Raw genomic sequence first — 14,418 nt, 5'->3', positions numbered from 1 at the left:
ACGCTTGGGACAACCGGGGGTATGCGCTAGTAAATTTAGGACGCAATGAAGAAGCGCTCGCATCTTATGACAAAGCCCTGGAATTTAAACCTGATTACCACCAAGCTTGGAACAACCGGGGGAATACGCTATTTAATTTAGGACGCTATGAGGAAGCGCTCGCATCTTATGACAAAGCACTGGAATTTAAACCTGATTACCACCAAGCTTGGAACAACCGGGGGAATGCGCTCAGGAATTTAGGACGCTATGAAGAAGCGCTCGCATCTTATGACAAAGCACTGGAATTTCAACCTGATTACCACAACGCTTGGAACAACCGGGGGAATGCGCTATTTAATTTAGAACGCTATGAAGAGGCGATCGCATCTTATGACAAAGCCCTGGAATTTCAACCTGATTACCACTACGCTTGGGACAACCGGGGGAATGCGCTATTTAATTTAGGACGCAATGAGGAAGCGCTCGCATCTTATGACAAAGCCCTGGAATTTCAACCTGATTACTACAACGCTTGGAACAGCCGGGGGGTTGCGCTGGGGAAATTAGGACGCTATGAGGAAGCGATCGCATCTTATGACAAAGCCCTGGAATTTCAACCTGATGATTACCACGCTTGGAGTAACCGGGGTATTCCATTAAGAAATTTAGGGCGCAATGAAGAAGCGATCGCATCTTATGACAAAGCCCTGGAATTTCAACCTGATAAACACGACGCTTGGTACTACCGGGGGATTGCGCTAGTAAATTTAGGACGCAATGAAGAAGCGCTCGCATCTTATGACAAAGCCCTGGAATTTCAACCTGATGACCACCAATATTGGAACAGCCGGGGGATTGCGCTCAGGAAATTAGGACGCTATGAGGAAGCGCTCGCATCTTATGACAAAGCCCTGGAATTTCAACCTGATGACCACTACGCTTGGGACTACCGGGGGATTGCGCTAGTAAATTTAGGACGCAATGAAGAAGCGCTCGCATCTTTTGACAAAGCCCTGGAATTTAAACCTGATTACTACAACGCTTGGAACAACCGGGGGAATGCGCTAGATGATTTAGGATGCTATGAAGAAGCGCTCGCATCTTTTGACAAAGCCCTGGAATTTCAACCTGATGACCACTACGCTTGGTACTACCGGGGGTATACGCTATTTAATTTAGGACGCAATGAAGAAGCACTCGCATCTTATGACAAAGCCCTGGAATTTAAACCTGATTACTACAACGCTTGGGACAACCGGGGGTATGCGCTAGTAAATTTAGGACGCAATGAAGAAGCGCTCGCATCTTATGACAAAGCCCTGGAATTTAAACCTGATTACCACCAAGCTTGGAACAACCGGGGGTATACGCTATTTAATTTAGGACGCTATGAGGAAGCGCTCGCATCTTATGACAAAGCACTGGAATTTCAACCTGATTACCACCAAGCTTGGAACAACCGGGGGATTGCGCTCAGGAATTTAGGACGCTATGAGGAAGCGCTCGCATCTTATGACAAAGCACTGGAATTTCAACCTGATTACCACCAAGCTTGGTACTTCCGGGGGAATGCGCTATTTAATTTAGGAAGCTATGAAGAAGCGATTGCATCTTATGACAAAGCCCTGGAATTTCAACCAAATGACCATACAGTATGGCATAACAGGGGAATTGCGCTCAAGGATTTAGGACGCAATGAAGAAGCGCTCGCATCCTTTGACAAAGCCCTGGAATTTCAACCTGATGATTACCACGCTTGGAGTAACCGGGGTATTCCATTAAGAAATTTAGGGCGCTATGAAGAAGCGATAGCATCTTATGGCAAAGCCCTGGAATTTCAACCTGATGACCACCTAGCTTGGTACAACCGGGGGATTGCGCTGGGGAATTTAGGACGCTATGAGGAAGCGATCGCATCTTATGACAAAGCCTTGGAAATTAGACCTGATTTCCACCTAGCTTGGAATAGCCGGGGGAATGCACTCAGTGATTTAGGACGCAATGAACAAGCGATCGCATCTTATGACAAAGCTTTGGAATTTAAACATGATTACGATTACGCTTGGTATTTCCGGGGGAATGCGCTATTTAATTTAGGACGTAATGAACAAGCGATCGCATCTTATGAAAAAGCCCTGGAATTTAAACCTGATTACGATTACGCTTGGTATTTCCGGGGGAATGCGCTATTTAATTTAGGACGTAATGAACAAGCGATCGCATCTTATGAAAAAGCCCTGGAATTTAAACCTGATTTACACGAAGCTTGGTACTGTCGGGGGAATGCGCTAGGGAATTTAGAACACTATGAAGAGGCGATCGCATCTTATGACAGAGCTTTGGAATTTAAACCTGATTACGATTACGCTTGGAACGACCGGGGGAATGCGCTATTTAATTTAGGACGTAATGAAGAAGCGATCGCATCTTATGACAAAGCTTTGGAATTTAAACCTGATGACCACCAAGCTTGGTACAACCGGGGGGTTGCGCTAGGGAATTTAGAACGCTATGAAGAGGCGATCGCATCTTATGACAAAGCTTTGGAATTTAAACCTGATTACTACAACGCTTGGTACAACCGGGGGATTGCACTCAGTGATTTAGGACGCAATGAAGAGGCGATCGCATCTTATGACAAAGCCTTGGAAATTAAACCTGATAAACACGAAGCTTGGTACAACCGGGGGATTGCATTAAGAAAATTGGGTAGACTCAAAGAAGCATTTGCCAGTACTAGTAAAGCTAATGAGATTAACCCTGACTTTGTTATGGCTCAGGCAAAGCAAAATGTTGACAGTTTACTCCAAAAATTGGGCTGGAATAAATTAACCCAATTCGTTAAAGGCGTATTGAGGCTGATTGGTTTTAAACATTATTCCAAATAATTCTTTAAAAGCTATTTCAAAAAATATGTCACAGCTTAAAATCGAGTATCCAGAAACTTTACCAGATGCCCTACAGCAAACCAGAGAAGAATTTGAGCAAGAGGCAAAAATGGCAATGGCAGTCAAATTATTTGAAATGAAACGAATTTCTTCTGGTTTAGCTGCACAGTTGGCAGGTGTAGATAGGGTAAGTTTTTTACTTAATTTACATCGTTATGGTGTGGCGATGATTGATTTAACAGAAGAGGAACTTTTATCTGACTTAACGAATGCTTGTATTTAGCCTGCGTAGGCAGGCTTTGTTTGTGTAGCCCCAGACTTCTAGTCTGAGGGATCTGAATTACTGGAAAGGAATGTAAATCAAATGCCAGAAACAATTAATATTGAACAAGCAGTATTGAATTATTTACGCATTCTCTCTAATGAGAAGCAACAAGAAGTCCTAGACTTTGTGGAATTTCTTGTCCAAAAGACGGCAAATCATCAGCAATTAGACCGAGAAGATTCATCAAAGCCTCAACAGCAACAACAGATATCTCTTCAAGAAATTGCTCGGCTAACTGTGGCAGAACGGCATAAAATACTAGCACCTTTTATTGCCGCCACAGCCGAAGATTTTTTGAATGACCCTGAATTAACAGAGTTTGCCGTTTTGGATGGTGAAGACTGGGACATGGAAAATGACTAATCCTCAAAATGGTGAGATTTGGTTAGTGCAACTTGATCCAACCAACGGGCAAGAAATCCAGAAGACTCGCCCTGCTGTTGTAATTAGTTCTGATATTTTCAATTCTATACCAATGCGAATTATTATTCCTGTGGCAACATGGCAACCTAAATTCCAAAATCGCCCTTTCATGATTCCTATCCAGAAAAAACATGAAAATGGGTTAGACTCAGACTCAGCAGGTAATGTGTTGCAAGTTCGTAGTGTAACAACTGAGAGATTTGTCAGGTGTTTAGGAAAAGTATCAACAGCCGTCAAACAAGAATTATTAAATGGTTTAATTATCTGTATTGATTACGCTCCTGAAAGCAATGATTGAAAAGGAGCGTTAACTCACATTTTGCACCAAGCCCTGGCGATTGGAATATTGCTTCGCAACGCCAAGGGCGAACGCGGCTATACAAACTAAGTCCGCACTTCGACAAGCTCAGTGACCGCCTGCGCGGACTAACAGAAAATCAAGTTTTTTAACCCACGTAGGTGGGTTTTGTCTGTGTAGCCCCAGACTTCTAGTCTGAGGGTTCTGAAGTTACAATTTCCCCAAAAATACAGATTGCTTCCTCCAAAAGAAAGAGCTTGCAGACAAAACCCTGTTGTAAAATAGACATAAGTAAGAATTCGGGGGGCCATTTACTGGTCATAAACGCCTATAGAAACTATTGTTGGCAATCTCCAAGGACTAAAAGCCAGTCAGCTGAAGCAACTACAGCGACTGTACCACCAGCGCATACCAGGCGATCGCATCACCACGCCTGAGTTCTCCCAGCGTCTGGCAGCAATTAGCACAGAAATCAATCAGCCGATATGTGCCTACCTCAACCGTCGCGGACAAGTGATGCGTGTAGGGGTAGGTACACCACGTCAAACGCAAATTCCACCGCTAGAACTGCCCCGTTACGGTGCAGAACGTCTCAGCGGTATTCGTTGTATAGCTACCCATCTCAAGCCAGAACCGCCCAATGAATCGGCACTGACAGCGATGGCGTTGCAACGTTTAGATGCTTTGGCAGTGATAAATATCACCGGCACAGGATTTACAAAGCGTGGTGGTGGTTCCACTGGGTACGTCAAAGAAACTTATTTGGCTCACCTAGTATCAAGTATCAAACACCTCGTATCAACTCCGCAATTGGCAATCAGCGATGAAAAGTCCCTGGCGCAAGACACAGCCCTATACTCTAGCGTATCGCCGCCTATGAGTTTAGAGATGCTGTCAGAGCATGACTTTATCGACTTGGTGGAAGGTCTGGAAGCAGAATTTCAACGGGAATTTGTCGCCCAGGAAGTAGATGCTGACCATGATCGCGTCCTACTTGTGGGACTGATTACTGATAAAACGACTCCCCAACAATTCCAGGACACCATAGTGGAATTAGCCCGGTTGGTGGATACGGCTGGCGGAGAGGTATTGCAGACAGTACAACAAAAGCGATCGCGCATTCATCCGCAGACGGTAGTTGGTGAAGGTAAAGTTGAAGAAATCGCCTTAACTGCCCAAACCCTGGGAGCTAATCTCGTTGTCTTTGACCGCGACCTCTCACCCGCCCAAGTTCGTAATTTGGAAAGGAAAATTGGTGTCCGAGTAGTTGACCGCACCGAAGTAATTTTAGATATCTTTGCTCAACGCGCTCAATCCCGTGCTGGTAAATTACAAGTAGAATTGGCACAGTTAGGATATATGATGCCGCGACTCAGTGGCAGAGGTCTAGCCATGTCCCGGTTAGGTGGTGGTATTGGGACTCGTGGCCCTGGTGAAACGAAACTGGAAACAGAACGCCGGGCGATTCAAAAACGCATTTCCCGACTGCAACAAGAAGTAAACCAGTTACAGGCGCATCGTTCAAGGTTACGCCTGAGACGGCAAAATCAGGAAGTTCCCTCTGTGGCTTTGGTGGGCTATACCAACGCAGGTAAATCCACTTTGTTGAATGCTCTCACCAATGCGGAAGTTTATACAGCCGACCAGTTATTTGCGACTCTTGACCCCACCACCCGCCGTTTAGTCATCGCTGAGGGCGACACTGGTGCAACTCAAGAGATTCTACTCACAGATACAGTAGGTTTTATACACGAACTGCCCGCTTCCTTAATGGATGCCTTTCGCGCCACCTTAGAGGAAGTCACAGAAGCCGATGCCTTACTACATTTGGTTGATTTATCTCATCCGGCTTGGTTGAGCCATATTCGTTCAGTCAGGGAAATCTTGGCACAAATGCCCGTCACTCCTGGCCCAGCACTGGTAATTTTCAACAAAATTGACCAAGTAGATAGCGCCACACTGGCGATCGCTCAAGAAGAGTTTCCCCTGGCTGTGTTTATTTCCGCAAGTCAGCGATTAGGATTAGAAACCCTACGTCAACGTCTAACCCAACTGATCAAATATGTTGTAGACGCTCGGTAAATTTAGACATATTTGAGTCACTAGCTAGAAAGCGGTGCTAATGTCGTCAAATCAGATTTGATGAACAGGCTCCGCTTCTTTGTTAATCAGAGAGCGGTGACAGCCACTAAAATTAAAAAGTATTAAATCAAATTGAGGACTTTATGGCTGCCAGCGTTGAAATTTACACTTGGAGTACTTGCCCGTTTTGCGTCCGTGCCAAAAGTTTGTTAAACAAAAAAGGCGTTGATTTTACGGAATATTGCATTGATGGAGATGAAGCGGAACGGGCTAAAATGTCCGAAAGAGCTAACGGGAGACGCTCACTACCGCAAATTTTTATTAATGATTACCATGTTGGTGGTTGTGATGATATCCACGCTTTAGAAAGTCAAGGCAAGCTCGATGAGCTTCTAGCAATGTAGACTGACACCGTGTGAACATGGGATTTTTTCCCGGTAGCGATTGTAAATTGGTTTGATCATCAGGGGATAATCTATATAAGAAAATCTCCGTGATTGAGGCAAACAAAGTGAAACTGGCTTTTATTATTGATCCCATCCATCAGCTTGACCCATGTCATGATACGAGCGTTGCTCTGATGGAAGCAGCACAAATTTTAGGACATGAAATTTGGGTAACTCAGGCGAATCTGCTGAGTGTGGTAGATAGCAAAGCTTGGGCTGTTCTACAGCAAGTTGAACTCGTTCCAGTGCAGTTAGTGGAGGGACGCTGGATTGCCACCAATCCTTGGTATAAATTGAGCGCTCCCGGCTTTACCTCCCTAGAAGCAATGGACGCTGTGTTTATGCGGACAGATCCACCAGTCAATGATTCTTACCTCTACGCCACCTATGTTCTAGACTGCATTGACCAAAAGAAAACTCTAGTAATTAACAGTCCTAGTGGTATCCGGGGGGCTAATGAAAAAATGTATGCCCTTCAGTTTACTAACGCGATTCCAGAAACTATTGTTAGTGCAGATCAGCATTTAATCAGGCAATTTTTGGAAGCTAAAGGAGCAGCAATTATCAAGCCCCTGGGGAATAAAGCTGGGGAGGGAATTTTATTTTTACAACCAGGCGATCGCAATTTTAACTCGATTGTTGAACTCAGTACATTGCGTGGTCGATTACCAGTCATGGTACAAACTTATTTACCAGCAGCTAAAGAAGGAGACAAGCGAATTATCCTGCTGAATGGCGAACCAATTGGCGCGCTCAATCGCCTTTCTAGCGGCAGTGACTTTCGGAATAATATGGCGGCTGGTGGGACTGTGGCTCAAACGAAAATTACCCCAAGAGAGTATGAAATCTGTAGCGAAATAGCCGCAACCTTACGTCAAGATGGCTTAATTTTTGTGGGGATTGATATCATCGGCGGTTATCTGACGGAAGTCAACGTCACCAGTCCTACGGGAATTCGTGAAATTGACCGTCTAGATGGTACTCGTCTAGGTGAACAGGTGATTGCCTGGATTTCGCAAACTTTAAAAAACTCAAATCATTTGCCGCAGTTGACTTGAACCCCTGGTCTTTTGCAGTCAGCTTTGGTTATTTATCACGATCAAAAAACAAGCGGTCATCGCATCCTTTAGGCACGTCTTTTCACTTTTATTTTCGACACAAATTTAGGCATCTGAGTCAGTGGACTCCTGCCTAAGTTAATTTAATTTGTAGATAGCGTGGACAAGTTCAATCACCAATTTGCTGCTTCGGGGGTAGCAACGGTATGGCTTACCCCTGATCCTGGTAAAATCTCAACTCCTAGATTTTATAAAGCATTCAGACCAACCTGAGACTGCAAATTTGATCGACAACTTCAATTCCCAATCAACTAATTCCGTGGTGTCCGCCGATTTCGCAGAAAATCTGGAATATCCAAGCCCGTTTTTTCTTTAGGTTCCGCAACTGGTGTGGGGGAATTAACGGCTGGTTGCTGTGTCGTTGAACGTTTGGGAGTAGCTGGTACTCTCGCATTAGCCACATTTTGGGGTGGTACGGCTTGTATTTCACCTGTAAACCCAGTAGCAATTACAGTAATTCTCACCTCACCTTGGAGCCTGTCATCAATCACGGCCCCAAAAATAATATTGGCATTAGGATCAACGACTTCATATATTGCTTCGGCGGCAGCATTCACTTCATGTAAAGTCAAATCACTGCCACCGGTAATATTAAAGACAACACCTCTAGCTCCTTCAATAGAACATTCTAATAAAGGCGAAGAAATAGCGGCGATCGCTGCTTCTCTAGCCCTGGATTTTCCAGAACTGACACCTATCCCCATTAATGCCGATCCAGCATCTGCCATCACGGCTCTGACATCAGCAAAATCAACGTTTACCAAGCCAGGGATGGTAATAATATCGGAAATACCTTGTACACCTTGGCGCAGCACATCATCGGCATAGCGAAAAGCTTCTTGTACAGGCGTTTGCTCTGGTATGACCTCCAGCAACTTATTATTCGGGATAATAATCAGTGTATCTACTCTACTTTTTAACCCTTCAATGCCTTGTTCAGCTTGGCTAGTGCGGCGGCGACCTTCAAACACAAATGGACGTGTCACAACACCCACAGTCAAAGCGCCCATTTCTTTTGCCACTTCTGCGACAATCGGGGCTGCACCTGTGCCAGTACCGCCTCCCATACCAGCAGTGATAAAAACTAAGTCAGCACCTTCTAAAGCCGTAGCAATTTCGTCCCGTGATTCTTCAGCTGCCTTTTGACCAATAGCAGGATTACCACCTGCACCTAAACCTCGTGTAAGTTTCTGTCCAATTTGTAATCGACTAGGCGCACCTGCCAAAGTCAAAGCTTGAGCATCTGTGTTGATTGACCAAAACTCTACTCCTGAGACATCAGACTCAATCATGCGGTTAACCGCATTTCCACCCCCACCACCCACACCAATCACTTTGATGTTGGCAACCCGACCCGGCACAATCTCGCCAATGCGGCTATTTTCCGTAGACATCTTTTTACTGTCATGGTTTTGTCCAAAGTTCAGCCCAGAGTTGTTAAAGGGGTTAGTCGAGTTGACTGCGAGCGGAAACCCTTGCTGTCCCACAGGTTGGGAGTTTTTATAGGTAAGCCCTTGGTTGTTATCAAGTGTCATTGGATTCAGAAAGGTAGATAAACGACTTTTTCAGGTGTGATTCACCAGAACCTCTGTGTCGAGGCAGCCCCTGGCTTTAGACATGAGGTTTTGATCTAAGAGTCAACTATATTGACACTGCCAAAATCTATGGCACTGTTCTTTATTGTTATCACGACTCCCAACCTTAACAAGATTGTGAGTGAGAAAGTTTGCTATGGGTTCTATCTCAGGGCGCAGTGCCGCAAGCCATAGCGCAGCTAATTCTAGAGAAGCATACTGAGATTTACTTAAAATTGATCTGTATAACTTCAAGGAAATATTAATATTTTCACTACTATGTTGGCGATTTAGCACATAATGCCCTCCACTATTTCTTGTTAATGCTTTAGATTAGCAGATGTTTCTCAGGAGTTTAGGAGTTAAGTTTTTGGTTTGTTTGGTTCAAATGTACTAAGGGAGATGCTGGATTTGTCAAATCAATGTAGTTTATTTGACTAAAATCCATTTTTGCAGATAAATATCGCATTTGCGCGAGGACTTTGATTTGTTCGGTTATCTGAGGACTAAAAGCACCAAGATGTACATTTCCTAGTTCGGTTTTCAAAATTAGATTTGTGGGATCTTGCCAATCAATTTCTCTGATTTTTACGGGACTTTGACTTAATGATCGATAAAGTTGACTCCAATGGGAGCCATATTTTTCTGGTGTTCCCACAACTTTGAGACTGGGAAGTTTGATGTTGGGATTGACTAATTTGTATTTTTCTAAGGGAATCAAAACCCCACTAGCATCTAATAAGCCCGCAGGCGACTGTTTTTTTGGAATCTGAGCTATTGCTACGGGTACTCTTTCTTGGATTTCGATGTTTAATCCCGGAGGAAAAAGGCGGCGATTGACCGTTGCTTGTGCAATAGTCGGTTGTTGCTTCAAAGATTTGGCGATCGCATTCGGTTCAATCCGCCATAAAGACTGAGGATAGGAGATCACCAGTAATGACTGAATCGTCGCTTCCGATAGTAATTGATTGCCTGATTTGATCACAATTTGCTTGGGATCATTTAGTACCCATATCGGTTGCAGTGCCACCCACAGCAAACCACCAGCTAGACCACTAATGGCAAGAGTTCGCCAAATAGCCTGAATAATTTTCATCTGCCTCTGCCGTCGGATTTTTTGACGGCGCTGGGCTAAAGCCCTTTGGGAAACTGATACTATGCCAGCCATTCAAACCTCTTTCTGGTTGCAGTCAAATTATGGGGTAGCTTCGGATCATTGATATTGATTAATTAACGTCTCAGTATTTATGAATCTTTCTCCTCCAGATTTTTTTTCACACCTGACATCAACTACAGCAGTATTTAAGTACTAAAAGTACTAGTATTTTTTTCTATTCCAGTTGGCAGTGTTTAGTTTAAACCGAATGTAACCTTTTTGGCAGATGATAGCTAATACTATTTGCTAAAAAGTTCACAAAAAAATTATCGACCAACATAACACAATATCTACTATCAGCAACCCCCTTATGAATTCTGACATCCGGAAGACGCAAAGAGTGAGTTGATTAATTATGCGTCTGCATTACTGGCTAGAGGTTTTTGGGATATAAACAGACTTTCAACTGGAAGCGTAGATACCTTCATTTGAGATCACTAATGATCAGCATTTGCCAGTTGAGACAATAGAGTCAAGTGATGACGACAGGATGGGACGTTGTTAAAAACACTCATCAAGGTATACAGCGATCGCCTCAATGCTGTTACTTTCAATCCCAAGGATGAATTGCTGGCTGTGGAACAGCACAGTCAAATTTGGGCATGAGGAAAGCAAATCCCCATAAATTCCCACCTTCAGCCGGCATCCTGGCTAGTGTGAAGTGTCAGCATTAGCCCTATGGTCAAATACTGGCATCGGCTAGTGAAGACCAAACGATGATTTTGGGGAACTTACATTTTGACCACCTGATTGTTTGTGGTTGCATAGATAATTTCTTGGTGATCCCATGAGCCGCAGGTGCTAAATTTTAGATTTATGAGTTAAGAGTTGTGAAGCGCTATCAAGTTTTAATTCAAAACTCGAAACTTTTTTTCAGCTTACCAACTCAAAGTGCGATCGCCGTTCGCGCAGGGTTCCGTAGGAAAGGCGGGGCTTTGCCCATCGCTCTCTAATACCTGATCACTCTTTTCGGAATCACCATAATTTTCCATTGCTGCTGGTGGCAAAGTCGCTAAAAAGGCTTTCAGTCTCATGCGTTCAATGTAAGGCCAGCCGCCTTCCGACTCAATATCTTTGAGTAAAGAGTAGAGTTTTTGGCGGTTATCAGGCAAACTCTCTTGAAAAGCACTATCCCGAATCTCTCGATGTAACTGTTCTAAATGCCGCAGCAAGGCCAAAAGAGCGATCGCATCTCCTTGAGAAATGCTAGCTACATCATGCACTGCCGTGGCGATCGCTTGCAGTTGTGCCGATAAATTCCCTAATTCCCAACTTTTTTGGTTGCTCATGCAACTATCTCCGTGTAAATGAGGCCTACTCAAATTTACCGAAGATTCTTGGTTTTTATTCGTGATCACAAATTTTCCAGTGCATAAATAGGTAGATCAAGTCGGAAATCATCCAGTCTTCCAAGCTATAAGTCAGTCCCAGAGAGGCTTTGAACTCTAATTCCTCAGTCCACAACACAGGCAACCATAATCTAGTTTTCCACCGAGTCATCACCTCTCGCACAACCTCGTAGTCAGCTAAATCCAATCAGGTATTTTGGGATCAGAGCAGAGAGCTTTGATCTTGAGTTAAAAAAAATCGTATGATCTGGCTAATTTACCCATAAAGCAATGGACTGTATTTGTATCTAGTGGCAACACATAACATAATACAGAAACATTTGGGCAACACCGAAAATGCCATAGGCATTAGTTTTACAACTTAGATATTAATTTTTGAGATTGAGGTTGACCATGAGGTATCGCGCTTTAATTGTTGCATTCTTGGCTGTATGCCTGGGGCTATTAACTGCTTGCAGTGATGCTCCCACTGCTTCCAATAGTAGGGATGTACTTACTTACGAACAGATTAGAGGCACTGGCTTGGCAAACAAATGCCCCCAACTGACAGAAACCAGCCGTGGTTCCATTCCCATTGAATCAAGCCAGTCTTATGTCATCAAAGAACTCTGTTTAGAACCAACCAATTACTTTGTCAAAGAAGAACCTGCTAATAAACGCCAAATAGCAGAATTTGTGCCTGGTAAATTGTTGACCAGATACACTTCTACCATTGACCAAGTACAAGGCGACTTGAAAGTTAACCCAGATAATAGCTTGACCTTTTTAGAATCTGATGGTCTAGACTTCCAAGCCATCACTGTCAAACTTCCTGGTGGTGAATCAGTACCTTTCCTCTTCACCATCAAAGATTTAGTCGCTCAAACACAAGCTGGTTTGACCAGTATTAACACCTCTACGGACTTTGAAGGTACTTTCAAGGTTCCCTCCTACCGTGGTGCTTCTTTCCTAGATCCTAAAGGTCGTGGTGTCGTCAGTGGCTACGATAATGCTGTGGCTCTTCCTGCCCAAGCTGATGACGAAGAACTCACCCGCGCAAATGTCAAAAGTGTGGAACCTCTTAATGGCACAATTTCTCTGCAAATAGCGAAAGTAGATAGCCTTAGTGGTGAAATCGCTGGTACTTTCGAGAGCGAACAGCCCTCTGATACTGATTTGGGTGCTGGCGAACCGAAAGAAGTCAAGATTCGGGGTCTGTTTTATGCACGAGTTGAACCAAATCGCGCCTAAATTCCCTGGAATGATGATCTAATTATTCACTTGCTCGCAAAACTTTACCCATTTGTCTCCTTTAATCTGGAAGCAAATGGGTTTTTTATCAAGGATAGCCGGGGAGTAGGGAGAAGAAGCAGGGGAGCAGGGAGCAGGGGGGAGAAGACGGTAACTTCCCAATGACTAATGACAAAGGACAAAGGACAAAGGACAAATTACGACCCTAGCCAGTTAACTTTATTTACGCCGACCTAGTTAGCTGATGCATGAGATGAATACAACCCTGACATAGAGCTAGGATCAGCTACTGGATAATTGTCAATTTCTCATCAATCGAATTGATTAAAGCTAGTATTATTACTGAGAAGGGAATTTTCAGTTTTTAGCGAAATCATGGAAATTAACCTTCTTAATAAATTAATAAATTAATAAAGTTAAGTACAATTTCGGTTTGTAAATGAACCAATAATTTTATATTTTGTCTATATGTAGACTAACAACCTACAGAAATTAACCAATCTAAATAACCATAAAAATAGCAATTGCGCTTATTTAAATCTAGCTCAATTGTGAATTTAATAAGGTGTTTAACCAGAATATTCGTGATTTACACCATGTTTAACCAGAGAGATTAAGCAAAATTTTTCTGGGGAATTTTGCAATTGCAGATTTTTCTAAGCGTATATTCACTATTTATTTTAATAAATAAATGCGGTGTTATGCCTACTACAGCCAGCAACGAACTGAAGCACGAAATTTGGCAGCTATTACGAGAGTACGAGCAATCTCGCTCAGAAACTATTCGCAATCAACTGGTAAAACTAAATTTTGGACTTGTGAGAAAAGAAGCCCACTATTGGATGAATCAATGTCATGAAAATTATGATGATTTACTCCAAGTTGGTTATTTGGGTTTAATTAGGGCCATTGAGAAATTTGAAATATCCAAGGGACACGCCTTCAGCTCCTTTGCTATTCCCTACATTCGGGGTGAAATTCAACACTATCTCCGAGACAAAGGCGTTACCGTCCGAATTCCTCGGCGCTATTTAGCATTACAACAGCAGTCCATAGCCGTCTCACGTGCTTTGCGCGAACAATATAATCGCCAACCTACCGACGCTGAATTAGCAACCGCATTGGCAATTACTCCCAACGAATGGCAAGAAATTAAACTCGCCTGTGTCAATCGCTCTCCTCTGAGCCTAGATGTTCCAGTTTTGGACGGAGAAGAAGGAACTACCAGCCTGGGAGAATTAGTTCCTGATCCCAGTTACCGCAGCTTTCAACTAGCGCAAGAAGATCAAATTCGCTTGCAACAAGCACTGTTCCAGTTAGAAAAATGTACTCGTGACGTGTTAGAGGGTGTATTTTTCCAGGATTTGACCCAAAAACAAGTAGCAGAACTTCTAGGAATTAGTGTCGTTACAGTTTCCCGCAGAGTCAAAAAAGGACTAGGCTTGTTAAAGCACCTGATGAGTGCGAAAGAAGATTAACTCCAAGTGAGGTGAAGTCCCATTGAAGCTAGGCTGGTGGTGCTAATCATAACCTTTAAAATTACCAAA

General features: G+C 43.5%; 13 protein-coding genes. 9 read left to right on the top strand and 4 right to left on the bottom strand.

Translation table 11 applies throughout. The features are described from left to right. From AACX33_RS05785 to gshB, 7 genes are all read left to right on the top strand, one after another. The coding region (locus AACX33_RS05785; protein ID WP_227788876.1) for a tetratricopeptide repeat protein at positions 1-2,870 on the top strand (2,870 nt) is incomplete at its 5' end. A 25-nt stretch (positions 2,871-2,895) separates the two neighbouring features. Then, the gene (locus AACX33_RS05780; protein ID WP_194000760.1) at positions 2,896-3,153 is read left to right on the top strand and encodes a UPF0175 family protein; all 258 of its coding nucleotides are present in this window, start codon (positions 2,896-2,898) and stop codon (positions 3,151-3,153) included. A gap of 81 nt (positions 3,154-3,234) precedes the next feature. Continuing rightward, a complete protein-coding gene (locus tag AACX33_RS05775) occupies positions 3,235-3,558 on the top strand; it encodes a DUF2281 domain-containing protein (protein WP_194000762.1) in 324 nt (107 codons plus the stop codon). After that, a complete protein-coding gene (locus AACX33_RS05770; RefSeq protein ID WP_194000764.1) occupies positions 3,551-3,916 on the top strand; it encodes a type II toxin-antitoxin system PemK/MazF family toxin in 366 nt (121 codons plus the stop codon). Before AACX33_RS05775 ends, AACX33_RS05770 begins: the two co-directional genes overlap by 8 nt. Before the next feature lie 516 nt (positions 3,917-4,432). Next, positions 4,433-5,998, top strand: coding sequence for a GTPase HflX (gene hflX / locus AACX33_RS05765; protein ID WP_227788875.1), 1,566 nt, complete (start codon positions 4,433-4,435; stop codon positions 5,996-5,998). A gap of 143 nt (positions 5,999-6,141) precedes the next feature. Continuing rightward, a complete protein-coding gene (grxC, locus tag AACX33_RS05760) occupies positions 6,142-6,402 on the top strand; it encodes a glutaredoxin 3 (protein WP_194000766.1) in 261 nt (86 codons plus the stop codon). Positions 6,403-6,509: 107 nt separating this feature from the next. Next, the gene (gshB, locus tag AACX33_RS05755; protein ID WP_194000768.1) at positions 6,510-7,502 is read left to right on the top strand and encodes a glutathione synthase; all 993 of its coding nucleotides are present in this window, start codon (positions 6,510-6,512) and stop codon (positions 7,500-7,502) included. Between the two features lie 311 nt (positions 7,503-7,813). On the opposite strand, the gene ftsZ is transcribed toward gshB, so the two are convergent. The 4 genes from ftsZ to AACX33_RS05735 form a co-directional block, all read right to left on the bottom strand. Then, the gene (ftsZ, locus tag AACX33_RS05750; RefSeq protein ID WP_194000770.1) at positions 7,814-9,097 is read right to left on the bottom strand and encodes a cell division protein FtsZ; all 1,284 of its coding nucleotides are present in this window, start codon (positions 9,095-9,097) and stop codon (positions 7,814-7,816) included. A 394-nt stretch (positions 9,098-9,491) separates the two neighbouring features. Beyond that, complete coding sequence (locus AACX33_RS05745) at positions 9,492-10,304, bottom strand: cell division protein FtsQ/DivIB (RefSeq protein ID WP_194000772.1); 813 nt, start codon at positions 10,302-10,304, stop codon at positions 9,492-9,494. 866 nt (positions 10,305-11,170) lie between these two features. Further along, a complete protein-coding gene (locus AACX33_RS05740; RefSeq protein ID WP_227788874.1) occupies positions 11,171-11,581 on the bottom strand; it encodes a hypothetical protein in 411 nt (136 codons plus the stop codon). Positions 11,582-11,636: 55 nt separating this feature from the next. After that, positions 11,637-11,828 carry a hypothetical protein gene (locus AACX33_RS05735; protein ID WP_194000774.1) on the bottom strand — a complete coding sequence of 64 codons (192 nt, stop codon included), beginning with the start codon at positions 11,826-11,828 and terminating at the stop codon, positions 11,637-11,639. Positions 11,829-12,034: 206 nt separating this feature from the next. Between AACX33_RS05735 and AACX33_RS05730 the strand changes: the two genes are divergently transcribed. Both AACX33_RS05730 and AACX33_RS05725 read left to right on the top strand, forming a co-directional pair. Beyond that, positions 12,035-12,871 carry a photosystem II manganese-stabilizing polypeptide gene (locus tag AACX33_RS05730; RefSeq protein WP_194000776.1) on the top strand — a complete coding sequence of 279 codons (837 nt, stop codon included), beginning with the start codon at positions 12,035-12,037 and terminating at the stop codon, positions 12,869-12,871. A gap of 701 nt (positions 12,872-13,572) precedes the next feature. Next, entirely contained in the window at positions 13,573-14,349 is a 777-nt protein-coding gene (locus tag AACX33_RS05725; RefSeq protein WP_194000778.1) for an RNA polymerase sigma factor SigF, read from the top strand. The last annotated feature ends 69 nt before the right edge of the window (positions 14,350-14,418 follow it).

It is taken from the genome of Nodularia sp. LEGE 04288, assembly GCF_963896525.1.
Classification (GTDB): Bacteria; Cyanobacteriota; Cyanobacteriia; order Cyanobacteriales; family Nostocaceae; genus Nodularia.
The sequence above is the reverse complement of the archived record's forward strand: the minus strand, read 5'-3'. Positions and strand labels throughout refer to the sequence as shown.